The sequence below is a fragment of the Bacillus sp. MAG717A genome (genome assembly GCF_036884855.1).
Classification (GTDB): Bacteria; Bacillota; Bacilli; order Bacillales; family Bacillaceae; genus Bacillus; species Bacillus safensis.
Genome location: NZ_CP145733.1, coordinates 1,952,094 through 1,978,312 on the forward strand (window position 1 = coordinate 1,952,094; position 26,219 = coordinate 1,978,312).

The 26,219-nt window shown below is 39.3% G+C and carries 29 protein-coding genes; 27 read left to right on the forward strand and 2 right to left on the reverse strand.

Translation table 11 applies throughout. The annotated features are described in order from the left end of the window. Positions 1 to 49: 49 nt before the first annotated feature. The 4 genes from V6Z54_RS09920 (at position 50) to V6Z54_RS09935 (ending at position 3,924) form a co-directional block, all read left to right on the forward strand. Complete coding sequence (locus V6Z54_RS09920; protein ID WP_041088014.1) at positions 50 to 727, forward strand: hypothetical protein; 678 nt, start codon at positions 50 to 52, stop codon at positions 725 to 727. Between the two features lie 24 nt (positions 728 to 751). Continuing rightward, positions 752 to 1,507, forward strand: a complete 756-nt coding sequence (locus V6Z54_RS09925) for a glycosyltransferase family 2 protein (protein WP_041088016.1) — start codon at positions 752 to 754, stop codon at positions 1,505 to 1,507. Positions 1,508 to 1,525: 18 nt separating this feature from the next. Further along, positions 1,526 to 2,722: a glycosyltransferase gene (locus V6Z54_RS09930; protein ID WP_269103017.1), complete on the forward strand. Its 1,197-nt coding sequence runs from the start codon at positions 1,526 to 1,528 to the stop codon at positions 2,720 to 2,722. A gap of 134 nt (positions 2,723 to 2,856) precedes the next feature. Beyond that, the gene (locus tag V6Z54_RS09935; RefSeq protein ID WP_034660156.1) at positions 2,857 to 3,924 is read left to right on the forward strand and encodes an MraY family glycosyltransferase; all 1,068 of its coding nucleotides are present in this window, start codon (positions 2,857 to 2,859) and stop codon (positions 3,922 to 3,924) included. 35 nt (positions 3,925 to 3,959) lie between these two features. On the opposite strand, the gene V6Z54_RS09940 is transcribed toward V6Z54_RS09935, so the two are convergent. Both V6Z54_RS09940 and V6Z54_RS09945 read right to left on the reverse strand, forming a co-directional pair. Continuing rightward, the gene (locus V6Z54_RS09940; RefSeq protein WP_041088032.1) at positions 3,960 to 5,051 is read right to left on the reverse strand and encodes an LCP family protein; all 1,092 of its coding nucleotides are present in this window, start codon (positions 5,049 to 5,051) and stop codon (positions 3,960 to 3,962) included. Further along, a complete protein-coding gene (locus V6Z54_RS09945) occupies positions 5,036 to 5,704 on the reverse strand; it encodes a YigZ family protein (protein ID WP_012011434.1) in 669 nt (222 codons plus the stop codon). The genes V6Z54_RS09940 and V6Z54_RS09945 overlap by 16 nt, the downstream gene beginning before the upstream one ends. Positions 5,705 to 5,925: 221 nt before the next feature. On the opposite strand from V6Z54_RS09945, the gene V6Z54_RS09950 reads away from it, so the two are divergent. From V6Z54_RS09950 to prfB, 23 genes are all read left to right on the forward strand, one after another. After that, a complete protein-coding gene (locus V6Z54_RS09950; RefSeq protein WP_003213166.1) occupies positions 5,926 to 7,101 on the forward strand; it encodes a sensor histidine kinase in 1,176 nt (391 codons plus the stop codon). Positions 7,102 to 7,165: 64 nt separating this feature from the next. Beyond that, positions 7,166 to 7,855, forward strand: coding sequence for a two-component system response regulator DegU (gene degU / locus V6Z54_RS09955; protein WP_008348273.1), 690 nt, complete (start codon positions 7,166 to 7,168; stop codon positions 7,853 to 7,855). A gap of 215 nt (positions 7,856 to 8,070) precedes the next feature. Beyond that, a complete protein-coding gene (locus V6Z54_RS09960; protein ID WP_041088038.1) occupies positions 8,071 to 8,913 on the forward strand; it encodes a DegV family protein in 843 nt (280 codons plus the stop codon). 120 nt (positions 8,914 to 9,033) lie between these two features. Further along, the gene (locus V6Z54_RS09965; protein WP_269199592.1) at positions 9,034 to 10,431 is read left to right on the forward strand and encodes a DEAD/DEAH box helicase; all 1,398 of its coding nucleotides are present in this window, start codon (positions 9,034 to 9,036) and stop codon (positions 10,429 to 10,431) included. Positions 10,432 to 10,480: 49 nt separating this feature from the next. Beyond that, the gene (locus V6Z54_RS09970) at positions 10,481 to 10,774 is read left to right on the forward strand and encodes a competence protein ComFB (protein WP_041088040.1); all 294 of its coding nucleotides are present in this window, start codon (positions 10,481 to 10,483) and stop codon (positions 10,772 to 10,774) included. Between the two features lie 26 nt (positions 10,775 to 10,800). Beyond that, entirely contained in the window at positions 10,801 to 11,457 is a 657-nt protein-coding gene (locus V6Z54_RS09975; protein ID WP_330221691.1) for a ComF family protein, read from the forward strand. 56 nt (positions 11,458 to 11,513) lie between these two features. Next, positions 11,514 to 11,933 (forward strand): TIGR03826 family flagellar region protein, encoded by a 420-nt coding sequence (locus V6Z54_RS09980; RefSeq protein WP_039181808.1) that lies wholly within the window; start codon positions 11,514 to 11,516, stop codon positions 11,931 to 11,933. Positions 11,934 to 12,012: 79 nt separating this feature from the next. Next, positions 12,013 to 12,276, forward strand: coding sequence for a flagellar biosynthesis anti-sigma factor FlgM (flgM, locus tag V6Z54_RS09985; protein WP_024423620.1), 264 nt, complete (start codon positions 12,013 to 12,015; stop codon positions 12,274 to 12,276). Positions 12,277 to 12,294: 18 nt separating this feature from the next. Next, positions 12,295 to 12,777 (forward strand): flagellar protein FlgN, encoded by a 483-nt coding sequence (locus tag V6Z54_RS09990; RefSeq protein WP_041088043.1) that lies wholly within the window; start codon positions 12,295 to 12,297, stop codon positions 12,775 to 12,777. Between the two features lie 15 nt (positions 12,778 to 12,792). Beyond that, positions 12,793 to 14,313: a flagellar hook-associated protein FlgK gene (flgK, locus tag V6Z54_RS09995; protein WP_041088045.1), complete on the forward strand. Its 1,521-nt coding sequence runs from the start codon at positions 12,793 to 12,795 to the stop codon at positions 14,311 to 14,313. A 9-nt stretch (positions 14,314 to 14,322) separates the two neighbouring features. Further along, the gene (gene flgL, locus V6Z54_RS10000; RefSeq protein ID WP_041088047.1) at positions 14,323 to 15,231 is read left to right on the forward strand and encodes a flagellar hook-associated protein FlgL; all 909 of its coding nucleotides are present in this window, start codon (positions 14,323 to 14,325) and stop codon (positions 15,229 to 15,231) included. A gap of 46 nt (positions 15,232 to 15,277) precedes the next feature. Then, positions 15,278 to 15,856, forward strand: coding sequence for a DUF6470 family protein (locus V6Z54_RS10005; RefSeq protein ID WP_041088049.1), 579 nt, complete (start codon positions 15,278 to 15,280; stop codon positions 15,854 to 15,856). A 28-nt stretch (positions 15,857 to 15,884) separates the two neighbouring features. Beyond that, positions 15,885 to 16,319 (forward strand): flagellar assembly protein FliW, encoded by a 435-nt coding sequence (gene fliW, locus V6Z54_RS10010; protein ID WP_041088051.1) that lies wholly within the window; start codon positions 15,885 to 15,887, stop codon positions 16,317 to 16,319. Further along, positions 16,313 to 16,537, forward strand: coding sequence for a carbon storage regulator CsrA (gene csrA / locus V6Z54_RS10015; protein WP_008360181.1), 225 nt, complete (start codon positions 16,313 to 16,315; stop codon positions 16,535 to 16,537). The genes fliW and csrA overlap by 7 nt, the downstream gene beginning before the upstream one ends. Positions 16,538 to 16,698: 161 nt before the next feature. Continuing rightward, positions 16,699 to 17,040 carry a flagellar protein FlaG gene (flaG, locus tag V6Z54_RS10020; protein ID WP_041088053.1) on the forward strand — a complete coding sequence of 114 codons (342 nt, stop codon included), beginning with the start codon at positions 16,699 to 16,701 and terminating at the stop codon, positions 17,038 to 17,040. Positions 17,041 to 17,060: 20 nt separating this feature from the next. Beyond that, positions 17,061 to 18,590: a flagellar hook-associated protein 2 gene (locus V6Z54_RS10025; protein WP_269102623.1), complete on the forward strand. Its 1,530-nt coding sequence runs from the start codon at positions 17,061 to 17,063 to the stop codon at positions 18,588 to 18,590. 17 nt (positions 18,591 to 18,607) lie between these two features. Further along, positions 18,608 to 19,012 carry a flagellar export chaperone FliS gene (fliS, locus tag V6Z54_RS10030; RefSeq protein ID WP_039181781.1) on the forward strand — a complete coding sequence of 135 codons (405 nt, stop codon included), beginning with the start codon at positions 18,608 to 18,610 and terminating at the stop codon, positions 19,010 to 19,012. After that, complete coding sequence (gene fliT, locus V6Z54_RS10035) at positions 19,009 to 19,350, forward strand: flagella biosynthesis regulatory protein FliT (RefSeq protein WP_041088059.1); 342 nt, start codon at positions 19,009 to 19,011, stop codon at positions 19,348 to 19,350. The genes fliS and fliT overlap by 4 nt, the downstream gene beginning before the upstream one ends. A 13-nt stretch (positions 19,351 to 19,363) precedes the next feature. Next, positions 19,364 to 19,744, forward strand: a complete 381-nt coding sequence (locus tag V6Z54_RS10040; RefSeq protein WP_039181775.1) for a hypothetical protein — start codon at positions 19,364 to 19,366, stop codon at positions 19,742 to 19,744. A gap of 33 nt (positions 19,745 to 19,777) precedes the next feature. Beyond that, positions 19,778 to 21,463 carry a methyl-accepting chemotaxis protein gene (locus V6Z54_RS10045; protein WP_338527280.1) on the forward strand — a complete coding sequence of 562 codons (1,686 nt, stop codon included), beginning with the start codon at positions 19,778 to 19,780 and terminating at the stop codon, positions 21,461 to 21,463. Between the two features lie 188 nt (positions 21,464 to 21,651). After that, the gene (gene raiA, locus V6Z54_RS10050) at positions 21,652 to 22,215 is read left to right on the forward strand and encodes a ribosome-associated translation inhibitor RaiA (protein WP_024423608.1); all 564 of its coding nucleotides are present in this window, start codon (positions 21,652 to 21,654) and stop codon (positions 22,213 to 22,215) included. A 198-nt stretch (positions 22,216 to 22,413) separates the two neighbouring features. After that, on the forward strand, positions 22,414 to 24,939 hold the full coding sequence (gene secA, locus V6Z54_RS10055; RefSeq protein ID WP_034281086.1) for a preprotein translocase subunit SecA: 2,526 nt from the start codon (positions 22,414 to 22,416) through the stop codon (positions 24,937 to 24,939). A 67-nt stretch (positions 24,940 to 25,006) separates the two neighbouring features. After that, positions 25,007 to 26,108, forward strand: a protein-coding gene (gene prfB / locus V6Z54_RS10060; protein WP_098677688.1) for a peptide chain release factor 2 whose coding sequence is annotated in 2 segments (ribosomal slippage) — positions 25,007 to 25,078 and positions 25,080 to 26,108 — 1,101 coding nt in all. Because the reading frame shifts where the segments join, the coding sequence is not laid out codon by codon here. The last annotated feature ends 111 nt before the right edge of the window (positions 26,109 to 26,219 follow it).

Here is a 26,219-nt window from a genome sequence, read left to right on the forward strand (position 1 = left end):
ATGGCTACACTAGTGAAAAAGCAAATACGTCAATGTTGGGAGAATGAACATGTCTGGTTTCATATCTAGAATAGGGAAGCGAATCAAAAAGTATATCGTATGGCTCGTGCTGCTGCCTGTCGTATTAGGCGCTTTTGGATTCTTTTTTGCCAAAGGAACAACGCAGCAGTCTAGTTACACAGCTGCTGTTACTCTCACGCTTGGCAAATATGATGACGGAGTGTATAACAATATAGCTGAAGTGACATCTCTATTAAAAAGCGATGCATTTCTGAATGAAGCACTCAGTGACGTCAAAGAAGAAGAAAGGCAGGATGTGAAAAGTCGCCTCGTCCTCACCAATCAATCAGATACACAATTACAGCTGTCCTTCACAGATGCTGATAAGGATCATGCTTTAGCTGTCGTAAAGCAGGTGTCGGATACATTTCTGAAGCAAGACAAAGCATTATTTACAAAAAGGCAGCAGGTGATTGAAAGTAGATTATCTGCTCTAGAAGACGAATCTGTCAGTAACGATTCCAAAGTAGATAAAGAACGATTCTTATATGAATTGGAGTCTACAAAGCTTGGAATGAAGCAGGCGAAGATTGTTGACCCTGCTCAAGTTCTTGATGAAGGCAATAAAGGCATGTCAGCGAAAAAGCGTGCACTGCTTGGACTTGTCATTGGCTTTAGTATCTCGCTCATGTTTGTGGTCTTACCCGAAGTGTTCAAAGAATCTTAATGATGAACTGGAGATGAGTCTTAGGTGAACAATCAACCGTTAGTATCAATCATTACACCGGCCTATAATGCGGAACGTTATTTAACGGATACAGTTCATTCCGTCCTTGCCCAAACCTATTCCAATTGGGAACTGATCATCGCAGATGATTGTTCAACAGATGGAACAAGGAAGCTGCTTGGGGACTTAAGTGAAGCAGACGACAGAATCAACGTCATTTATTTAGAGCAAAATGGGGGAGCCGCCATCGCTAGAAATACAGCCATCAAGCAGGCAAAAGGCCGCTTTATTGCTTTTTTAGACAGCGATGATAAGTGGAAAGAGACGAAGCTCGAAAAGCAGGTAGACTTCATGCTGACAAACGATTATGCCTTTACATTCACGGCATATGACATCATTGCAGAAAATGGAGAACCACTAGAAAAAACCGTCACTGCACCCGTAAGATTAACTTATGATGAAGCTTTGAAAAATACCATTATCGGCTGTTTAACGGTGATGCTTGATGTACAGAAGATCGGACATATAGAAATGCCAAACATCCGCACAAGACAGGATTTAGCTACGTGGCTGTCCATATTAAAAAGAGGATTTACAGCCTATGGTATGAGTGAACCACTCAGTGAATACCGCATCGTTGGAAACTCGATCTCTAGTAACAAGTGGAAAGCAGCGAAAAAAACGTGGTTCGTCTACAGAGAAATTGAGCAGCTTCATTTTGTCAAAGCATCTTGGTGTTTTATGCACTATGCGACAAATGCTGTGAAGAAGCGCTTATAAACAGAAGGGAAAAAGGTGATAAAGGTGAAAGCAGACTCGATCATACATGTTATCGTAGCGACGGGAGAATGGGGACAGGACGGCTTGAGGTACAGACGGCATCGACTGGCGGAATTTCTAGCATCTGATCCAGAAACGAAAGAGGTCATCTGGGTATGCCCATCTGCATCCCATCATAAAGCTCCCTTTCAGCCCATAACCGATCGAATGAAGCAATTGACCATTCCTGATGTGCTTAAGAGCAAATTTTTTCGCTTTGGCCGATATCAAGACATGTTCTATATTCATAAATTGTCCCCACTTCTTGAGCATTTGCGGCAGGAGGAAAAGAAGGGAATCGCTGTTTGCTTATGGTATACGTTTCCGGGCTTTCCGCTCTTATCTTCTTTATTTGAATGGAAACATATTGTCTATGATTGCAGTGACCTGTGGGGAGAGCCGATAAGCGGCAAAAATAATTTGTTTTCTTATATGAGGCAGCGTGTCATTGTGAAAGCAGAAAATCGAATTATCAAATACGCACACAGCATTACATGCTCTTCTCAATACTTACACGATCAAATTAAAAAACGTCTCATGGGTGAACCGAAAGATGTCTTTACAGTGGAAAATGGCGTTGAGTACGATGTGTTTGCCAAAAGCAATCTTCCATGTAAGGAGGATGTGTTGGGAGGAAGAGAAGGAACTGTTCTTGGCTTTATTGGAGGCATCAAGCCGAAGCTCGATTTTGACATGATAGCAGAAGCTGCTCGCATGCAGCCTGATTGGACATTTTTATTTGTCGGTCCGGATGGAACAAATGGCGATCCATCTTTTCAGCATGCACTTAAACTGCCAAATGTGATCTGGACAGGTGCTGTTGCACCAGAAGAAGTGCCTGCGTATATGAAGCTGATTGATGTAGGCATGATGCCATACAAACAATCTCCTTACAATCAAGCCGTGTTCCCACTCAAGCTATATGAATTTTTAGCCGCAGGAATACCGGTTGTTGGTTTAAATCTTCCGTCAACGGAAAGGCTAAAAGAGAATGATGTGTATGAATATTTAGAGGGCGAAGATCCTGCACTCTTCGTAGAAGCCTGCCAAAAAGTGATCAGCAAAAAAGACGACATGGACTATAGACATCTAAGACAAAGCCGGGCGAAGAAAAAAGATTGGCACGCGCTGTTCACAAATATGGTGGAACTAACGAATATTAAAGAAAACGCATAATTCATCAGGGATTGTGCGTTTTTATTTGTTTCTTCTTCACAGGGGGAGCTTGTGATCATCCTCTATTCAATTGTATAATGGAAAGAGCGGCCAATATACAAAATACAGATTTCAATTTAGAAGGAGACTGACCTATGGATTACGAACGCGCCTTATTAGCGTTTTTTGTCTCTCTGGCTACAGTTTTAATTGTGACACCAATCGTCAAAAAGTTTGCAATTAAGATTGGTGCAGTGGACCAGCCGAATAAACGAAAAGTTCATGATAAAGTAATGCCTCGAATGGGCGGTTTGGCAATTTTTATTGGGGTAGCGGCTGGAGCATTAGCAGGCGGGCTGTTTCTACATAATAAAATTACAGCAATTTCAGTTGGTGCCGTACTTATCGTCATTCTAGGTATATTTGATGATAAATATAATTTAAGTGCAAAATTCAAATTTCTCGTACAAGTTCTTGTTGCTTGTCTGATTGTAAGCACAGGCTTAAAAATGGACTTTTTTTCTGTTCCTTTCTTAACAGATCGAATTGAGTTAGGCTGGATGGCATATCCCCTAACCGTGTTATGGATTGTCGGAATCACAAATGCCATTAATTTAATTGACGGCCTTGATGGACTGGCTGCCGGTATTTCTGTCATCGGTTTATCAACCATTGCCGTGATGGCATTTTCAGCTGATAAAATTTTGATTCTTTCTTTATCCCTTGTTGTCATTGGTAGTACCATCGGCTTTCTTTTTTACAACTTTCATCCGGCGAAGATTTTTATGGGTGACACCGGCTCGCTTTTTTTAGGTTATATGATTTCGGTACTGTCACTATTAGGGCTGTACAAAAGTGTCACTTTGTTTAGTGTAGTTGTCCCAGTGATCATCTTAGGTGTCCCTATTTTCGATACCACCTTTGCCATCATTAGACGAATATTAAACAAACAGCCGATCTCAGCACCTGACAAATCTCATATTCATCATAGACTGATGGCTTTTGGCTTGTCCCATCGTATGGCTGTCATCGTGATTTATATGATTGGCTTAGTCTTTAGCTTAAGTGCGATTTTGCTGACAAGCGCCACCATTTGGTTATCACTGATTATTATCTTTTTACTGGTCATGTTCATGCAAGTGATTGCAGAAGTCACAGGCTTGGTGAATGAAGAGTTTAAACCATTTACGAAATTTTATAAACGAATGGTCAAAAGGCAGTAAAAAACAGCCCGTTCCTAGGAACTGGGCTGTTTTTATTATTGTCCAGGTGTGCTGGTCGATGAGTTAGTTGTATCACTTGACCCTGTTTCACCAGAGGACGGATTGGTTTGTGAATCTGTTTCAGTTGGAGATTCAGTAGGAAGCTTTAAATGGGTCCGTAATTCATATTGGACGTTAGCTAGATTGGTTGGATCTGGCTCAAAGTAATACGTCCGATTCGGACCTAAGTAAAGGTCTTTTCCTTTAATAGAAAGTGTTTCTGTGTCGTCTCCTTTAAATCCGCTGTAGATTTGCTGAAGCGCAAGACCTTCTGTGATACGGAAATTGGTCGTAATGTGATCACTGACTTCTTTAGCAATGTTATCGACGTTCGCAATGTTATTTGGCTTCGCCATTTGATCAATCATTGCACGTAAAATTTGTTTCTGACGATCGTTACGTCCGAAATCACCGCGTGGATCTTGTTTTCTCATCCGTGCGTAAGCAAGTGCTTCTTCCCCGTTTAAATGCATATTGCCTTTTTTGAAGTAAATCTTTTTCGATTTTTTAACATCACTTTTTTCATTGAAGTCAAATGGAACATCGATATCAATTCCGCCGACTTCATCGATGACATCCTTGAACCCGTCAAAATCAACGGTTGCATACTTATCAATCGGAATATGCAAGAATTGTTCGACAGTTTCAATCGTTTCGTCTTTACCACCTTTAGCAAATGCTGCATTGATCTTTTCTTTACTTCCTGTCGTATCACTTGCAAGCTGTACGCGTGTGTCACGAGGGATACTAACCATTTTCATCGTTTTGTCTTGAGGGTTAATCGTTGCGACAATGAGTGAATCTGAACGGCCATGATCACCCTTCGTGGCATAATCCTCAATTCCGACAAATAATACAGAGAAAGGTTTTTTCTTAATATCAATGACAGCATCACGAAGATTCGATTTCTCTCCGCGATCTAGTTCATCATATGTTTTGTCAGCAGCTTGAAGAGTATTGACGATTTTATATACTGCAAATCCGCCCATGCAGATGATAAGAAGTAAAAATAAGACCAGAATACGTTTGATAATTCTCTTCTTCTTACTCTTTTTCTTTCGTACACGCACTTTTACTCGTTGTGCCATTCATCTGTCTCCTTTATCGGACCAATGTCCTTTTCTAAATAAATCAATTCGCCTTCTTTTGTAACACTCTTTCCATTTGTCAGCTCAGTCATCCACTCAATGAACTGCTCTGTTTGTGTTTCTTCGACATATGTCTCAAAAATAACATCTTCTGCATAATGGATTTCTTTTAGCTGAAAAGATGAGGCTCTAAGCTCATTCTCTACCTTTCCAAGCCATGTATAATCTATTGTTGTGTGCATTGTACGCATTAAACAGCGCTCTACCATTCCAACATGGTTGATAGCTTCTGATACAGATTTTCCGTAGGCACGAATCAATCCACCGGCACCTAGCTTGATACCGCCGAAATAACGAGTGACCACAACAACTGTATCTTTCAGCTTCCGTTTTTTTAGCACTTCAAGCATTGGGACACCTGCTGTACCGCTTGGTTCACCATCATCATTCGCTTTTTGAATCAGGTCATGTTCACCAATGAGATAGGCTGAACAATTATGTGTGGCATTCCAATGTTGTTTTTTAATGGATTGTATAAATGCTTGTGCTTCTTCTTCTGAGACAGCACGCTGTATATGACAAATAAAACGTGATTTTTCAATGACGATCTCATGCTCGCCACGACTTTTTACTGTAAGATAGCGATTCAGCAAAAGACATACCCTCCTGACAAGCAAATTGTAAGACTAGTGAAAATTTGCATTGGTTTTAGAATTTTACAGCGTATTTTGTTATGATGATAGGAGTGGAAAAAGGGTCGTCATAAAAACTTCATGATTTATACGCATTCTTTCATTATAATTCGACATAAAATGCAGATCAATGACATTTATAATAAAAAAAGATGACATCACTGTTACGGGAGGGAAAAGCCATGACAACACCCAAAATGGATCCGAAATTATTGGATTCAATCATCATGAAAATGCTAAGTACAGTTGATGGCAGCAAGGACGAAGTATTTAGAATAGGCGAACAGTCCCGTCAACAATATGAAAGCCTAGTAGAAGAGCTCAAGCAAATCAAGCAGCAAGTAAACGAAGTAATTGATTTTGGGGACAAGCTGGAAGTCCATACAAGACATGCTAGAAATCGCTTATCTGAGGTCAGCAGAAATTTCAACAAATTCAGCGAAGAGGAAATTCGTGAGGCCTACGAAAAAGCACATAACTTGCAGGTGGAACTCACCATGATTCAGCAGCGTGAGAAGCAGCTGAGAGAAAGAAGAGACGATCTTGAAAGACGATTATTAAGCTTACAAGACGTCATAGAACGCTCTGAAACGCTTGTGAGTCAGATTACAGTTGTTCTCAACTATCTCAACCAGGATTTACGTCAGGTCGGCGTTTTACTTGAAGATGCTCAGGCAAAACAAGATTTTGGGCTCAGAATTATTGAAGCCCAAGAAGAAGAACGCAAAAGAGTGTCTCGGGAAATTCATGACGGCCCTGCTCAAATGCTGGCAAACGTGATGATGCGTTCCGAATTAATTGAACGTATTTTTAGAGACCGCGGTACAGAAGAAGGCTTTAAAGAAATTAGAAGTCTCAGACAAAATGTGCGAAATGCACTGTACGAAGTGAGAAGAATCATTTATGATTTAAGACCGATGGCTTTAGATGATTTGGGTCTGATTCCAACACTGAGAAAATACTTAAACACAATTGAAGAATATGATGGGAAAACCAAAATTACGTTCCAATGCCTAGGTGATACAGAAAGCGAAAGAATTGCTTCTCAATTTGAAGTAGCACTGTTTAGACTAGCCCAAGAAGCTGTCACAAATTCATTAAAGCATTCAGAAGCTGAAGAAATTTCTGTCAAAGTAGAAGTAACGAAAGACTTTGTGACCTTAATTATTAAAGACGATGGAAAAGGCTTTGATATGAAAGATGTGAAAACAAACAAAAACAAATCCTTCGGTTTACTTGGTATGAAAGAACGCGTAGACTTACTGGAAGGTAAAATGACCATAGACTCAAAAATAGGTCTAGGGACATTCATCATGATTCGCGTGCCGCTAACATTGCAAAATAAAATTGTAAAATAGAGTCAAAAGACATATTGACCATAAAGTTCAGGTGTAGAACAATAAACATGGGGAGGCGTAGCTTGTGACTAAAGTAAATATTGTAATTATTGATGACCACCAATTATTCCGTGAAGGTGTCAAACGGATTTTAGATTTTGAACCTACTTTTGAAGTAGTTGCAGAAGGAGACGACGGTGACGAAGCTGCACGTATCGTAGAACACTATCATCCGGATGTTGTCATTATGGACATTAATATGCCGAATGTAAATGGTGTTGAGGCTACAAAGCAGCTTGTTGAGCTTTATCCCGAATCAAAAGTCATTATTCTATCTATTCATGACGATGAAAACTATGTAACACATGCATTGAAAACAGGAGCGAGAGGCTACCTGTTAAAAGAAATGGATGCAGACACACTTATCGAAGCAGTGAAAGTTGTAGCTGACGGAGGCTCTTATTTACATCCGAAAGTCACTCATAATTTAGTAAATGAATTCCGACGCCTAGCAACTAGTGGCGTTTCAGCACATCCACAGCACGAGGTATATCCTGAAATTCGCAGACCACTTCATATCTTAACTAGACGTGAATGTGAAGTTCTTCAAATGTTAGCTGACGGAAAGAGCAACAGAGGAATCGGTGAATCGCTCTTTATTAGTGAGAAAACAGTCAAAAACCACGTGAGTAACATTTTGCAAAAAATGAATGTAAACGACCGTACACAAGCTGTTGTTGTAGCTATTAAAAACGGCTGGGTAGAAATGAGATAATGTTCCGGACAAGTACTCCTTTTTCGCCTGTTTTTTGTTCTCTCACATTTAGCTGGAGAGATATGATAGACAGGGTAAGGAGTCTTTTTCGGATATAGCGGGCTTGCCTATTGATTAGGCAGGCTTTTTTGATTACTATTATAAATCTAATGAAAAAATGATCATTCTTTTAAAATAAAAAAGAGTAACTTAACGAATAAGGAAGGTATTTAAGAATGAAAATAGCCGTTGTAACAGACAGTACTGCTTATCTACCACAAGAGCTGCGTGATAAACATAATATTCATATGATCCCCCTCAACGTCATCTTTGGCAGTGAATCATACCGTGAAGAAATAGAAATGGACTGGAAGACATATTATGAAGAAATCAAAAAACACAAAGATCTTCCAACAACCTCTCAGCCTGCTTTCGGTGAATTAATAGCCTTATATGAAAAACTAAGTGAAACATACGACGCCGTGATTAGTATTCACCTTTCAAGTGGAATTAGTGGAACGTATAATAGTGCTGCCTCAGCGAATGATCTAGTTGACGGGATTGATATTTACCCGTTTGATACAGAAACAAGCTGTATGGCACAAGGTTTTTATGTGTTAGAAGCTGCTGAAAAAATCCAAGAAGGTGCTTCTTTAGAAGAAGTGTTAGCACATTTAAATTACCTGAAAGAAAGTCAGCGGGCGTATTTTATGGTAGACGATTTAACTCATTTGCAAAGAGGCGGCAGATTAAATGGTGCACAGGCTTTTATTGGAAGCCTCTTAAAGGTAAAGCCTATTCTGCATTTTGACAACAAGCTAATTGTCCCTTTTGAGAAGATTCGCACACGTAAAAAAGCCATTTCACGTATTTTTGAATTATTTGATGAAGATGCATCACGTGGTGTTCCGATGAGAGCAACCCTGATACACGGTAATAGAGAAGAAGAAGCAGAAGAATTAATTGCGCACTTATCAGAAAAATATCCTCATGTTGAATTTTATAAAAGCTACTTTGGTGCAGTGATCGGCACCCATTTAGGTGAAGGCTCTTTAGCTCTTGGCTGGGTAATTAGATAATTCCTAAAAAACCTCTTTTCGTATAGAAAAGGGGTTTTATTTTTCTATTTTAACTGTTGGACGAAAGGTCATGTCTTTGCGCATAATAGGCAAACATCAATTGAAAGGTGTTTGGTGAAGTTGAATATGGACAAAGCAATGGAACTAATGCGGCAGCTGCATTCACGCCATCTGCTCACCGCCGAAACAAGGTGCCCACAGTCCAATTTGGATTGGTTGGAGGAGAAGGGCTTAGTCAATCGAACACCTGCCATTGAGAGGAAAGCAAATGGTTTTACATGCTGCCGGTGCGGTGTATCACACAAGCGGTACTTTGCTCACTCTCCATGTGAAGTGTGTCAAAAGGATTGTATATACTGTAGATCATGCATCATGATGGGAAAAGCAACTGAATGTGGGTTTCTTTATGAATGGACAGGTCCACAAATGGTAGAAACATATCGAGCTGAATTAACATGGCAGGGAGAGCTGACTAAAGGGCAAAAAAGAGCGTCAGAAGGAATGATTGAAGCTATCAAAAACAAATTTGATCTACTTGTTTGGGCGGTTTGCGGAGCAGGGAAAACGGAGGTGCTTTTTCACGGAATCGAATATGCGTTAAATCAAGGAATGAGAGTCTGTATTGCGACACCTAGAACAGATGTTGTGCTTGAACTCGAACCACGACTTAGAAAAGCATTTCAAGGGATGACAATAGCCGTACTTTATGGAGGCAGTTCTCAAAGGTTTCAGATTGCACCGCTTGTGATCGCCACAACCCATCAGCTGATGAGGTACAAAAATGCATTTGATGTCCTCATTGTAGATGAAGTCGATGCCTTCCCTTATTCAATGGATGAGCGTCTCCAATTTGCTGTTCTAAAGGCGATGAGTAGGAACGGAGGGGTTAGGATTTATTTAAGTGCGACACCCTCTAAAAAAATGACGAGAGAGGTTTCTAGTGGAAAACTGGAAGCGATAAAAATTCCTCTGCGTTTTCATAAACAACCATTACCCGTACCGACCTTTCATTGGATTGGACATTGGAAAAAGAAATTAAAAAAGAATCAGCTGCCCCGTAAAGTGATGAATTGGATGCAGAGACATATTGTAAATAAAAGAAGAGTATTACTTTTTGTTCCTTCAATTGCTACCATGAAGAAGGTAACGAAGATTCTTCGAGAACACTCCTTAAACGTGGAGGGAGTATCTGCTGATGATCCAGATAGGAAACAAAAGGTTCAGTACTTTAGAGATTACGAATACGATGTACTAGTTACAACCACTATTCTAGAAAGAGGCGTAACCATTCCAAATGTTCAAGTCGGGGTTTTAGGTTCGGAATCTACTATTTTTACAGAGAGTGCACTTGTTCAGATTTCTGGAAGAGTAGGCAGACACCCGGATTATTGTACAGGAGACGTTTTCCTTTTTCATTTTGGTTTAACGAGAAGTATGAAACAAGCAAAGAAGCATATCGTAAAAATGAATGATACGGCTGCAAATGAGTTTTCTGAAAAACAGTGTGGGTTCAACTAAATCATGGTACATTATATTCACAATACACAAATGGCAGGAGAGACAAAATATGCTACTCAATGCAAAAGAAATACTACTCAAGGAAATTCTCTATCAATATCTCAACCAATTAAACATGATTTGTCATTGTGAAAAGTGTATGGAAGATGTATTAGCAATTTCACTGAATCAAGTGAAACCACAATATATAACAGATATCGATAAAATATCTTACAGTAAATCTGAAATGGTGGATAAACAGAAGAATACTGCTATGCTGGTAATTCTGACAGAAGCAGCTTCCAAGGTCTCCGCATTTCCAAGATGTGAAAATCGTCTGCTGCTGAACAAGGAAACCAATTGATTTGCCAAATTTGTGAGGGACATTTTGTGCCTGCTTTTACATGGAAATCATTCCTACTATTAAATGATGATCGTCTTTGTGTAGCATGTAAGAATGACTTAGTTAAGATTGAGCGTCCTATTTGTCCAACGTGTGGAAGGGCGCAGTCAAATGACCAAATATGCCAGGACTGTGATAGATGGAATGAACGCCCTGATTCTACTAAAGTCCTTTTGAAAAATAGGTCAGTTTATACTTACAACGAGTTGATGAAAGATGTCCTTGCCCGCTTTAAATTTCGGGGTGATACGGCTTTAGTTGAGCTGTTTAAACGAGATGTACAAGCAGCATTTAAACATTCCTTCAGCAAAAAAGAACAATTGCTGATTCCGATCCCTTTAAGTCATGAAAGACTAAAAGAAAGAGGATTTAATCAGTCCGTCATCATCGCTTCCTTGATAGGTAAGCCAATATTGCAGCCACTAGTGAAAATACATCAAAGTAAGCAGTCCAAAAAAAAGAAAAATGAACGCCTAGATCAAAAAGGATTGTTTCAAATAAAGCATACAGATGTGATTGTTCAAAGGGATATTATATTAGTTGATGATATCTATACAACGGGAGCAACCATTTATGATGCAGCAAGAATTTTAAAAGATGCAGGTGCCAAAAGTGTTTCTTCTTTTACGTTGATACGTAGTTAAAAATCATGATAATTAACCGATAATAAGAAAAGAAAATAACGTAAGGGGTTTTGGTTATGAATCAATTGGCAAACTGTCCACAATGTAATCAGCTATTTTTAAAAACCACCATCCAAACGGTTTGTAACAAATGCTATGAAGAAGAAGAACGTTCTTTTGATATCGTATATAAATTCTTGAGGAAGCAAAGTAATAGACAATCAACCATCGCTGAAATAGTAGATGCAACTGAAGTTGATGAAGAATTAATCTTGAAATTTATTCGTTTGAAAAGACTGCAAATTAGTCAATTTCCGAATATTAATTATCCTTGTGAAAGATGTGGCAAAGCGATCAGGAAAAACAAGCTATGCAGCCAATGTGAACAGGATATTCATTCGCAAATCAGCCAAATGAACCAAGAAGAGGAGCGTAAAAGGGAGATTGAATCTAGGAAAAAAGACACCTATTATGCCATTAATCCTAAAAACGACTGATTCCCTAAACTAAGTTGCAGTTTGGTCGATAAAATGGATAGAATCAAGACAGACTGTAACGGAAAGCGAGAGGAATCCCGTGAAAATTAATCGATATGGAACACAACCAGTAAATCCTTACAAGAAAACATATGAGAAACAAACGTTGCAATCGAATCAAGCAAAATCAACTGATAAAGTCGAAATTTCTAAAAAGGCAATCGAAATGCAAAAGGTGCCGAATATTATGAGAGAACGTCAAGATAAAATTGACCAAATTAAAAAAAGCATTGAAGCCGGAACATATCAAGTAGATACAAAAGGCATTGCAGATAAAATGCTGAATTTTTATAAACAACAATAACAAAAGGGAGCAGCGTGAATGTCAGTTAAAATAATTATTGAAGAACTGCATCGTCTCTATGGATTGCATGAACAGCTATTAAAGTTGTCTAAGGATAAAACAGAAATGCTGAAAAGCAATGAGATTGATGCTCTTTCAGAGGTTCTGAATTTAGAGCAAAAGTATATTCAGGCCATTTCTCAATTAGAAGAAAAGCGGATTGAAGCGACCGTTCAATTTTTACAAAGTGATCAATCACCAACCATCACTGCATGTATCGAAAAGGCTGAAGGTACAGATCAAGAAGAGCTTATTTCATTATATGAGAAACTAAATAACATCATGGTGGAACTAAAAGATGTAAATGAACTGAACAAGCAGCTTATTCAGCAGTCACTTCAATTTATTTCACTGACATTCGATCTCGTTAACCCTAATAAAGAAAATATGAATTACGGACAAAATGGTCTTGAGAGTTCAAAGCCTAAACAGCAAAGGGCTTTGTTTGATTCAAAGGCGTAAACAAGGAGGATACCAATGGGTTCTACATTCATGGGACTAGAAACGGCAAAAAGAGGAATCACAGCTCAGCGTGCAGGGCTTTATGTCACATCAAACAACGTCTCCAATGCCAATACGGAGGGCTACTCAAGACAAAGAGTGACCTTTAAAGCAGAAAATCCTTATCCAGTCCTTTCTGTTTATGATGGAAAGACGTATGGTCAAATGGGGACAGGTGTACAAGTTGGAACGGTCGAAAGAATTCGAGACAGCTTTTTAGATCTACAATACAGAGATCATAATAATAACTTATCTTACTACTCAACGAAGTCAGATGCCCTTTCACAGATGGAAGGGGTTATGAATGATTTGACGGATGAAGGCTTGAACAGAGCTTTTGATAATCTATGGAAATCATTACAGGTCTTATCAGAAACAAAAAATGCTGATACAGCTTCTGCACGTACAGTTGTTAAAACAAGTGCACAGGCTCTAGTTGACCAATTCCGTCTGCTCAATTCTTCTTTAACAACGGTACAAAAGAATTTGAAAACGGAACTCGATTCAACAGCCAAAGATGTAAACACTCTTCTATCTCAAATAGATGAAGTGAACAAACAGATTGCAGCGGTTGAGCCAAATGGATATCTTCCAAATGATCTTTATGATACACGTGATACTTTGGTCGATCAATTATCCTCACTTGTTGATATTAAGGTCAGCTACAATCCACCTGGTGGTAATGCACTTAAAATTGCTGAAGGAACTGTCAACATCGACATTATCGGTGCAAATGGACAATCTGCTGGAAACATTTTGAATGGTATTACAAATGAAAAGTCTGAACTGCAAATCTCTTACGATAATACAACGGGACTTGTTAACTCACTTCAATTCGGAACAACAACTATTGCAGCGGATCAATTACAAGTAAACGGTAAAGTAAAAGCACTTGTTGAGGCTTATGGCTACATGTCAAACGGTGCTGAAAAAGGCATGTATCCAGATATGCTTGCAGAGCTGGATGAAGTAGCACAAGTATTCATGGATACATTTAACGATGTACATAAGCAGGGGTACACGTTAACTGGTGCAAGTGGACAAGACTTTTTTGATATCGAGAATAACAATGAGTTGAATAAAGGTTTGGCAGCTCGTATTAAAGTGAGCGATGTCATTTTAGCATCAACAGATAATATTGCAGCATCTCTCAATCAAACACAAGGTGACGGTTCGAATGCTACGAAATTAGCTAATATACAAGACTTAAAGTTACCAATCGGTGGAAATACAACGACCATTCAGGATTATTACCAAAATGTCATTGCTGAGATGGGGGTACAAGGGAAAAAGAACATGACGCTTGAAAGCAGTTCAGCTGCTCTTGTCAATTCAGCCAATGAACGTAGAATGTCGACTAGCGCTGTCTCCATCGATGAAGAAATGACGAATATGATCCAATTCCAGCATGCATATAATGCGGCTGCGAGAATTATGACATTACAAGATGAAGTACTGGATAAAGTAATAAACGGCATGGGTGTCGTAGGAAGGTAGGGATAACGGATGCGAGTCACACAAGGTATGATTTCTCAAAACTCACTTCGAAATATTAGTAAAAGTTATGAAAAACTTTCTAAAATTAATGAGCAGGCACAAACAGGAAGACGTTTCACGAATACGTCTGATGATCCTGTTGCAGCAGTAAAAAGCCTTCAATATAGTACTGCCTTGTTTCGAAATGAACAATATAAAAATAACTTAAATGAAGCACAAAACTGGATTGATACATCTGAAACAAGTGTCACTGAAATCATTGATATTATGTCAAATATACGAGATAAAGTGCTTGATGCGGCAAACGGAACAAAGCAGCCCGAAGATTTAGCGGCTATCGGAGTGGAAATTGGTCAGATGAAGAATCAAATCATCGATGCAATGAACACTCAAATGCTAGGTAAGTTCGTATTTAATGGGACGAATACAAATGTTAAACCAGTTGTTGAGAATGCAGACGGAACGTATACATTTAACTTCGAAAATTATACAGATGCGAATGCTGTTCAAGCAAATATTTCTGATGGGATTACTTTAAATGTAAACTCAAATCCAATCTCAGCGTTTGGTGGACAGGCCAATGGTCAAAATGTCATTGAAATGCTGACTGATTTAGAAAATTCATTGAAAAATGGAACATTCGCGAATTCTGATGATGCATTAGGAAGTATTGATCAGTTTAAAGAAGTGATGAGTGCTGAGCGATCTGACCTAGGAGCGCGTTCGAATCGTGTTGACTTAGTAGGAAGTCGTTTGACTTCACAATACCAAGTATTGAAAAATGCTAAATCAGATAATGAAGATGTTGAAAGTGAAAAGGCCATTCTTGATCTTCTTCAACAAGAGACGGTGAATAGAGCTGCTTTAGCGACAACAGCTAAAGTCATTCAGCCATCCCTTGTTGATTTCTTAAGATAATAAAAAGCATCCGATGGGTGCTTTTTTGCATCATGGAGGTGAACATATGCAAATCCCTAGATTGTTAATGCAGCAAACCTATGCAAAACTTCAAATGTCGACAACTCCTTCTCGCCAAGAAGTAGAGCAGCCACGAGCTGATCTTGAGATTCAGCAGCCACGAGCTGTCATGAATATCAAAAGGACACCGTCGAAATTAACCATTGATCAAACCGAGGCATTTGCCGATATGGACATCAAGTCGATTTTTAGACGTTCTGAGGAATGGGCAGCTGAGGGGAAGCGTGCTGTTGGAGAAGGAATGGGTCGAAGAGCGGAAGAAGGAAGTGAACTGATCAAGATCGAGAATGGCGGGAATGCGATTGCTGAGTTTGCCAAGATCAACGGCAGTCCTCCAGCAAAACAATTCACCATTGGTGTAATACCTTCATTCTTTAGTGTGAAAATCCACTATCAGCCTTCTGAGCTTCAAATTGATGTGGAGCCGCAAAAAGCTGTCATAGAGGCAACACCTCATAAACCAATCGTTAACTACCAGCCAGGTAAAGTCAATATTGATATGTTACAATACCCGGAATTAAAAATAGAAGTTGACGAAACGGGCCAAAATGGTGATAAGGTATAGTTAAGAAAAACGAAAAAGGTCGTGAATTATGATCATTCAAACAAAATACCATGGTGAAGTGACAATCAAAGAGGAGCAAATTATTAACTTCTCTAACGGGATACCAGGATTTCTGGATCAAAAACAGTTTGTCATTTTGCCTTTATCAGAAGAATCTCCGTTTTTAGTTCTTCAATCATTGAAAAACGCAGCATTAGGCTTTATCGTCAGCAGTCCGTTTTTATTCTTCAATCAATACGAATTTGATTTAGACGAAACGGTTGTAGACATTCTGGAAGTAGAAGATGCCAATGATGTGGAAGTAATGGTTATTTTAACAATGGAATCATCTATTGAAAAAACAACAGCTAATTTAAGAGCGCCTATTATTGTGAACCGGAAAAACATGAAAGCCAAGCAGGTGATTTTGCATGATTCAGCCTATCATACAAAACATTTGTTAGAGGTGGCATCCTCATGTTAGTGCTGTCTCGTAAATTAAACCAGTCAATTCAAATAGGCGATGATATTGAAGTCAAGATTATTTCAATCGAGGGCGATCAAGTGAAAGTCGGGATTGAGGCTCCTAAGCACATCGATATTCACAGGAAAGAAGTGTACCTGTCTATTCAAGAAGAGAACAATCGTGCTGCGAGCTTATCCTTAGATCTCCTCTCTCAATTATCCTCACAAAAAAAGTGAGGATTTTTTTATTGCATTAAGCTGTCCTTCTCCGTGTGAACGTGTTCCGATACAGATGTTCATGATCTATAGGAAACTTTAACAAATCGGTCCATCTATATTTAATTTGCAAATTCAAAGCCGATATAAAAGATAGATTAAAGCACAGGAGCTGAATAACTATGTCTGTTGGTAAGTTGACATCGCTAGAGCCAATTATCGATGCATTTCAAACCCGTGTTTCTAATAACCAGAATGAAAATGTAAACTCTGACTCACAAGCAAATGGCAAGGCTGTTTCAAAAGAAGAAATTGAAAAAACGCTTCAAGGCGCAAACAAGCTGATTGAGCCTACTCAATTTCATCTTCAATTTGAATTACATGAAAAACTCAATGAATATTATGTCAAAGTCGTAGATAACCAAACAGAAGAAGTTATTAGAGAAATTCCTTCCAAGGAATGGCTTGATTTCTATGCGGCAATGACAGAAATTGTCGGTTTATTTGTAGATAAAAGAATGTAAATGAAGGGAGAACATAAACAATGGTCAATCGTATTACTGGATTTTCAAATGTGTTCGATATTGATGAAATCGTATCAAAGCTGATGAAAACGGAGCAGGCACCACTTGATAAAATGACACGCCAGAAACAAACACTTGAATGGCAAAGAGACAGCTATCGCGAGGTTAACTCGAAAATCAAAGAATTAGATGATTTGATCAACAGTTTAAACTTAACGCGTCCAAGTACATATGGCGCAAAAAAGGTAACAAGCTCTAATGAATCTGCTGTCACAGCAACTGGGTCAACAAATGCGACCTCTGGCTCTATTCATGTCACTCAACTAGCGACAGCTTCTGTCTTCAAATCCTCTGGTACATCTGGATTTACACCAGCAAATGGCACGTTTACGTTTGAAGTGACGACGCCAGATTCAACAAAACCGAAAATGGTGACGATCAATACCTCTGATTCCGATACAATCGATGACATCGTGAAAAAGCTGAACAGCGCGCAATTAGGTGTGACGGCTTACAAAGGCCAAATCTCTGATGGCACTAACTACGTGGATACCATTGCTCTTACTTCTCGGACAACTGGTGAGGGTGTCAGTATTAAAGCAGCTGATGGCAATTCAGCTTCATTTTTAACGCAATTAGGCTTCCAAGTAGATGGAGATAACAAATTAGTTGCGACCACTCAAGGACAGAAAGCGCAATACGAGATTAATGGTCTGAAAATGGAAAATAACAACAATACATTCACACAGGCTGATATTACGTACGAACTTAAAGGAACAACGGATCAGCCTGTCAGCTTAAACGTTTCGACAGATGTGGATGCAATCTATGACAAAATTAAACAATTTGTTGATAAATACAATGAGCTCGTTGAGCAGATTAATGGTAAAGTCAATGAAAAGAAAAACAGAGACTATCAACCATTAACGGCTGAAGAGAAAAAAGGGATGTCTGAAAAAGAAATAGAGCTATGGGAAACGACTGCGAAGTCTGGCTTGCTGAGAAGTGATTCCATTTTACGATCTGGTGCCTCTAAAATAAGAAGTGATTTGTATGCTAATATTACGACAAGTGATGCGAATAAAATCCAACTCACACAAATCGGTATTGAGACATCATCCAAGTATAAAGATGGCGGAAAGCTGGAATTTAGTAAAGATATAAATGGAGTAGAGAAATTAAGAAAAGCCATTGAAGAAGACCCGGAGAAAGTCAGACAAATGTTCATCTCGGGTAGTTTAAATGTGGATTCAAAAGATAAAGACAAAGCACAGCAGCAATATCAAGAACAAGGAATCATCTATCGTATCAAAAATTCGTTATCAAACTTTTCGAAGAGCATTCAAAAAAAGGCTGGCAGCACAACAATGGAATTAAAGGAATACGGACTTGGTAAGGACCTTGATTCTTTGACAAAACGAATGAGTACATTCCAAGATCGTTTAAAAATGGTTGAAGCCCGTTACTACAAAAAGTTTAACGCCATGGATAGTGCAATTCAAAAGCTAAACAACCAATCTGGCTACCTTTCTCAACTGCTTGGACAATAATTGGAGGTTTATAACATATGGCAATACAGAACCCTTATGCCGCCTATCAGAAAAATTCTATTGAGACCGCAACACCTGCCGAGTTGACGCTTATGCTTTATGAAGGCTGCTTAAAGTTCATTAGAATAGCGAAGCATGCCATTCAAAAAGAGGATGCAGAAACGAGAAACTTGAACCTGAAAAAGGCTCAAAACATCATTCAAGAATTAAATGTCACCTTAAATCGTTCCTATGACGTATCAAAGAGTATGGCAAGTATGTATGATTACATTTATCGCAGACTGATAGAAGCTAATCTTCAAAATGACGAAGAGATATTGAATGAAGTAGAACAGTACGTAACTGATTTCCGTGATGCGTGGAAGGAAGTCATTCAAACCGATCGAAAAGGCCGTCACCACTCTATCGGGGGCTCTCTATGAGTATTGTGGACCAGCTGCATGATCAAACATTAAAAATGGCAGCCGAAATAGCGGAAAATCCGCAAAGTGAGACACTGGTTGAAGACTTTGATGCCTTTTTAATTGAAAGAGACGAATTAATGAGAGATATACAGCATGAATTGACGGATCAAGAAAAAGAGAAAATCCGAGAAATCATACAAACAGATCAACAGATGACGAAGCAATTAACGGTTATCCAAAATGGGATAAAAGCAGATATTCAAGCCATTCAAAAAAAGAAAACAAAACAGCTGAATTATCAAAATCCATACCAGCCCCTAACAAGTGACGGCGTATACTACGATAAACGGAAATAAATAGGTGAGACCTGTGGCGTATCGTTCAAATGACTATATTTTATTAACCACATATTATGAACTTCTATACACGATAGAAGAGAGTCTAAAATATTTAGATGAAATTGAGAAGGATTTTGACAAAACAGAAGGGGATCGGATCTTTAATGATCTGATCCATGCCTTCTTTCATTTAGACACAACACACCCCCTTCTGCTTTCGATTATTGAAAATGAACACTTTGCCAAAACGATTCGTTCGTTTGATCAAATATTTTTAAGTTTTGATATACTAGCTTTCTATACATTCCCTTCAAATCACTTCCAATCATTCCTGAAATCATATTTTATACCTGAATATAGAAAGTGGATGGATGAAATACATGCCTGTATGAGGCCGTATGTCATTCATTAATTTTTGTCCAATTCAGACCATTCGGAGGAAATTATGAGACTAAAAAATCAATTTTTATTTGGGCTTATTGTCATATGTGTATTGTTTGTCAGTATGTTAGGATTCTCAAGCTTTCTCTATTACAAAACAGATCAATCCTATAAAGCGTTATTAAGCAAGGAAGTGAAGCTTTATCAGACCTCGCTGGAATTAGAGGCTCTTCTGCAAAAGCAGGAAGCACAGATCAAAACATATGTCGTCGTCCAAGATGCTGAAAATTTGCAGAAAATTGAGCAAACATATGAAGATATTAATAAGAAAACAACAGAAGCTTCAAAATTAAGTACGGTCAAGCAAGCAAAAAATCTATTAGATCAAATCTCAGAAAAAAATTATCTCTACTACACCTCAACGAATCGATTATTTAATTCATTAAATATGCAAAATCAAAAAGAATTCAACACCCGCCTCACTCAAGAATTACAACCTATCGAACAAGAAATACATACCTTTACAAAAGAATTCGCTCAAAACCAGCTAAAACAACGTGATCAAAAAATCGATCAGCTCAATCAAGATAGTAATCAATTATTGCTTACACTCATTTTGGTCAGTGCAGCAATTATTGTTGGCCTTCTGGTGATCGGTGTCAGATTCGTTCATCGCATGACAAAACCAATTGTTTCTGTCACAAATGCCGCAAGAAGGATGGCAGATGGTGACCTGACCCTTGAAGAGATTGAAGTGACCTCTAAAAATGAGATTGGTCAGCTCGGCACAGCCTTTAATCAAATGACGGCTCATTTGCGTCAGCTTATTTTGCAGGTGCAAAGCGGATCAAGACAGCTTGCTGATTCTGCTGCTCAATTTGAGGAAACCATCAGTCAAACGATATCGGCTAGTGAGCAGACATCTAGCTCGATCGAACAGGTCAGTGAAGCTTCACGTGAACAATCAGATGCGGTCGGAAAAGTCGCCTCTGCCATTCAAGAAGTATCGACTGGCATGCAAAATGCAGCTGTACACACGTCCGATGTTTCGGGTCACTCAATTTCAGTGACTGAAAAGGCTGAAGAGGGTACCGCCCTTATTCAACAATTTGTGAAACAAATGAGTTCTATTAAAGAATCTGTGAATGAACACCATTCCACAATGACCAATGTACAAGCGCAGTTTACAGGCATTCAAGGTCTGTTAGGTCATATCCATGCCATTGCTGACCAGACGAATTTACTTGCTTTAAACGCAGCCATAGAAGCAGCAAGAGCTGGAGAACATGGAAGAGGTTTTGCAGTTGTAGCAGATGAAGTGAGGAAGCTGGCAGAAGAATCTAGTCAGCTGACAGATCAAATTAGTCAATTACTCGAGAACGTGGACAAAGATACAGAAAGGTCATCGCAATCGATGACGAAGGTTGAGCGGGATGTAGCAGAGGGTGTAAAAGTATCACAATTATCTGAACAGAGCTTCCATGAAATCCTGGAATCTATTCGTGATATTTCAATGAAAGCCGAAGAGCTGTCAGCCACTGCAGAACAGATTTCTGCTAGTACAGAGGAAATTTCTCAAACGGTTGGTGTCATTGAAGAAGGTGCGAAACGAAACTCAGAAGAGACGGAGTATATGTCTGCTGCTGTTGAAGAATCATTAGCGGCCAATGAAGAGATGAAAGCCGCTGCGGAGGATTTAAAATCCTTGTCTCAATCGCTGAAAACATCGATTTCATCTTTTACCATTTAATGTGCGCTGGTCTTTTTCAAGAATCAGCCGAATATATATTCATCACCTATCAAGCAACAGTTGAAGCACCGCAAAATTCGACAAATTTCAATAAATATTCACATTTTTTTTACGTTTGAGCAGGAGAAAAGGAGGGAAAAGTAGAAATAGGTTTACATATCCTTAATTTTAAAGGAGGCGTTCTTTACATGAATTACAATGTCAGAGGAGAAAACATCGACGTAACACCTGCACTAAGAGATCATGTCGAGAAAAAAATTGGAAAGCTGGAGCGTTATTTTGAGACAGATGTTGATGCTTCAGTCAACGTGAACTTGAAGTTTTACAACGATCAAGAATCTAAAGTTGAGGTTACCATTCCAATGACTGATCTAGCACTTCGAGCTGAGGTGCATAATGAGGATATGTACAATGCAGTAGACCTAGCAGCCAGTAAATTAGAACGTCAAATTAGAAAGCACAAAACAAAAGTAAACCGTAAATTCCGCGAGCAAGGTGCCAAAAAGCACTTGTTTGCTGGAGGAAATGGTACGGCTGAAGTAGCGGTTCAAGATGACGAAGAGATTGATGAAACAGAAATCGTCAGACAAAAACGTTTCAACTTAAAGCCGATGGATAGCGAAGAGGCCATTCTCCAAATGAACATGTTAGGTCATAGTTTCTTCGTTTTCACAAATGCTGAGACAAATTTGACCAATGTGGTTTATCGCCGAAATGACGGTAAATATGGACTCATTGAGCCAAACGCTTAAATATCAGTTGATGCTGATCCAAAAACAACCTAAATAAAGTAAACCCGTTCCCTTCATAAGGGGCGGGTTTTTTGTGCGAAATTATGGCAAATTCTTTGGAAATGAAAGAAGGTATGGTATGATAAATGCAGGTAAATATGGACCTGTCAAACTTTTGGACATGCCGAAAAATTGCATGAAATAGAGGAGCGTTATTATATGCTTGGAATCTTAAACAAAGTGTTTGATCCTACGAAACGTACGATCAGCCGATATGAAAAAAAGGCAAATGAAATCGAAGCTCTCGCTCAAGATTTTGAAAAATTATCTGACGAGGCTTTACGAAATAAAACGATTGAATTTAAAGAAAAACTTGAAAAAGGACAATCCGTGGATGACCTGTTGGTTGAAGCATTTGCTACGGTTCGCGAGGCTTCCCGCCGCGTAACAGGAATGTTCCCATTTAAGGTGCAGCTCATGGGGGGGATCGCACTTCACGAAGGCAACATCGCTGAAATGAAAACAGGTGAAGGGAAAACATTGACATCAACAATGCCTGTTTATTTAAATGCTCTTTCTGGAAAAGGCGTCCACATCGTGACAGTCAACGAATATTTGGCAAGCCGTGATGCGCAGGAAATGGGCAAAATTTTTGAATTTCTTGGTTTAACGGTCGGCTTAAACTTAAACAGCTTAGACAAAGATGAAAAAAGAGAAGCGTACGCCGCTGATATCACGTATTCAACAAACAATGAACTCGGCTTTGACTATTTACGAGATAACATGGTGCTTTACAAAGAGCAGATGGTTCAGAGACCACTTCATTATGCTGTGATCGATGAGGTTGACTCCATTTTAATTGATGAAGCGAGAACACCTCTTATTATTTCTGGACAAGCTGCGAAATCAACAAAGCTTTACGTACAAGCCAATGCATTTGTCCGTACATTAAAAATCGAAGATGATTTTACGTATGATATTAAAACAAAAAGTGTGCAGCTGACTGAAAGCGGAATGACGAAGGCGGAAAAAGCTTTCGGCATCGAGAACCTGTTTGATGTCAAACATGTCGCGCTCAACCATCACATCGCTCAGGCGCTGAAAGCACATGTTGCGATGCAAAAAGACGTGGATTATGTGGTAGAAGAAGGCCAAGTAGTCATCGTTGACTCCTTCACAGGACGTTTAATGAAAGGACGCCGTTATAGTGAAGGTCTGCATCAAGCCATCGAAGCAAAAGAAGGTCTTGAAGTGCAGAACGAAAGCATGACACTAGCAACAATTACGTTCCAAAACTACTTCCGTATGTATGAAAAGTTATCTGGTATGACTGGTACAGCAAAAACGGAAGAAGAAGAATTCCGTAACATTTACAACATGCAGGTTGTGTCAATCCCGACCAATCAACCAGTAGTTCGTGATGACAGACCTGATTTAATTTACCGCACAATGGATGGTAAATTTAAAGCAGTGGCTGAAGATGTTGCGCAGCGCTATATGACAGGACAGCCAGTTCTTGTCGGAACAGTAGCAGTTGAGACATCTGAGCTTATTTCTAAGCTGCTTAAAAATAAAGGCATTCCTCATCAAGTGTTAAACGCGAAAAACCATGAGCGTGAAGCACAAATTATTGAAGAGGCTGGTCAAAAAGGTGCTGTGACCATTGCGACAAACATGGCAGGACGTGGTACTGACATCAAGCTTGGAGAAGGTGTAAAAGAACTTGGAGGTCTGGCTGTTATCGGGACAGAGCGTCATGAATCCCGCCGGATTGATAACCAGCTTCGCGGACGTTCTGGACGTCAAGGAGACCCAGGGATTACCCAATTCTATCTATCCATGGAAGATGAATTGATGCGCCGATTTGGTGCAGAGCGAACGATGGCGATGCTTGACCGATTTGGTATGGATGACTCTACACCAATCCAAAGTAAAATGGTGTCTAAAGCCGTTGAATCATCTCAAAAACGTGTAGAGGGGAACAACTTTGATTCCCGTAAGCAGCTTCTGCAATATGACGATGTGCTTCGTCAACAGCGTGAAGTGATCTACAAACAGCGTTTTGAAGTCATCGATTCCGACAACTTAAAATCAATTGTCATCAATATGATCCAATCTTCAATTGAGCGTGCTGTGGGATCTTATACGCCAAAAGAAGAGCTGCCTGAAGAATGGAAACTAGATGGTCTTGTTGAATTAATCAACACGAACTATTTAGACGAAGGTGCCATCACAGTCAAAGATATCTTCGGTAAAGAAGCAGATGAAATCACAACTTTCATCATGGATCGTATTAAAGAAAAATACGATGCAAAAGAAGAAACATTTGGCGAAGAACAAATGCGTGAATTTGAAAAAGTCATCGTTCTTCGTGCGGTGGATTCGAAGTGGATGGACCATATCGATGCAATGGATCAGCTGCGTCAAGGTATTCATTTACGTGCGTATGCACAAACGAATCCGCTACGTGAATACCAAATGGAAGGATTTGCGATGTTTGAGCATATGGTTGCTTCAATTGAAGATGATGTGGCCAAGTATGTCTTGAAATCAGAAATCCAAAACAACCTAGAACGAGAAGAAGTGGTTCAAGGTCAAACAACGGCTCATCAGCCACAAGAGGGCGATGAGGAGAAGACAGTGAAGAAAAAGCCGGTACGTAAAGTCGTCGACATTGGACGAAACTCTCCATGTCACTGCGGAAGCGGCAAGAAATATAAAAATTGTCATGGGAAGACAGAATAAGTAATGGAAAGAGGTGAAAACCTCTTTCTATTCATGTCAGCCCCCATACATCTATGAGGTGAAGGATATGGAATTAGTAGAAATTAGACAAGAGCTTGAAAATATGGCTAGCAGGCTAGCTGATTTTAGGGGGTCTCTTTGACTTAGAAACAAAAGAAGCCAAAATCGCAGAGCTTGAAGCGACGATGTCAGAGGCTGATTTTTGGAATGATCAGCAAAAGGCTCAAGGCGTTATCAATGAAGCCAATGCACTGAAGGATTCTGTGAATTCCTATCATGAGCTCAGTGAATCGCATGAAGAGCTGCAAATGACGCATGACTTATTAAAGGAAGATTATGACGAAGAGCTTCATGCAGAGCTTGAAAAAGAGCTGAAGAACTTAACGAAGCAATTTAACGAATTTGAGCTGCAGCTTCTCTTAAGCGAACCTTATGATAAAAACAATGCCATTCTTGAGCTTCACCCAGGTGCAGGCGGTACCGAATCACAGGATTGGGGTTCTATGCTTCTAAGAATGTACACTCGCTGGGCAGAGCGCAGAGGCTTTAAGGTCGAAACGCTTGATTACCTTCCAGGTGATGAGGCAGGAATTAAGTCTGTGACTTTACTCATCAAAGGGCATAACGCGTACGGTTATTTAAAAGCAGAAAAAGGTGTCCATCGTTTGGTCCGTATTTCTCCTTTTGATTCATCTGGTCGTAGACATACATCCTTCGTTTCCTGTGATGTTATGCCGGAATTCAATGAAGAAATTGATATTGATATTCGGACAGAGGATATCAAGGTAGATACGTATCGTGCAAGCGGTGCAGGCGGACAGCACGTCAATACGACGGACTCTGCCGTTCGTATTACACACATTCCAACCAATGTCGTCGTGACGTGTCAAACAGAAAGATCACAAATCAAAAACAGAGAACGTGCGATGAAAATGCTGAAATCGAAACTTTATCAAAAACGGATCGAAGAACAGCAGGCAGAATTGGATGAAATCAGAGGAGAGCAGAAAGAAATTGGCTGGGGAAGCCAAATTCGCTCTTATGTATTCCACCCTTATTCTCTTGTGAAAGACCATCGAACCAATACGGAGATGGGAAATGTTCAAGCGGTGATGGATGGAGATTTAGATTCATTTATCGATGCTTACCTACGTTCGAAATTATCATAAAAACTCGGCTTCTTGCCGGGTTTTTTTAATTGTGAGAAAATATAATGAATATAAAGGAATACATACGACATACTGATTCTATATCCTTTGTATGATGAAATTAGCAAATAA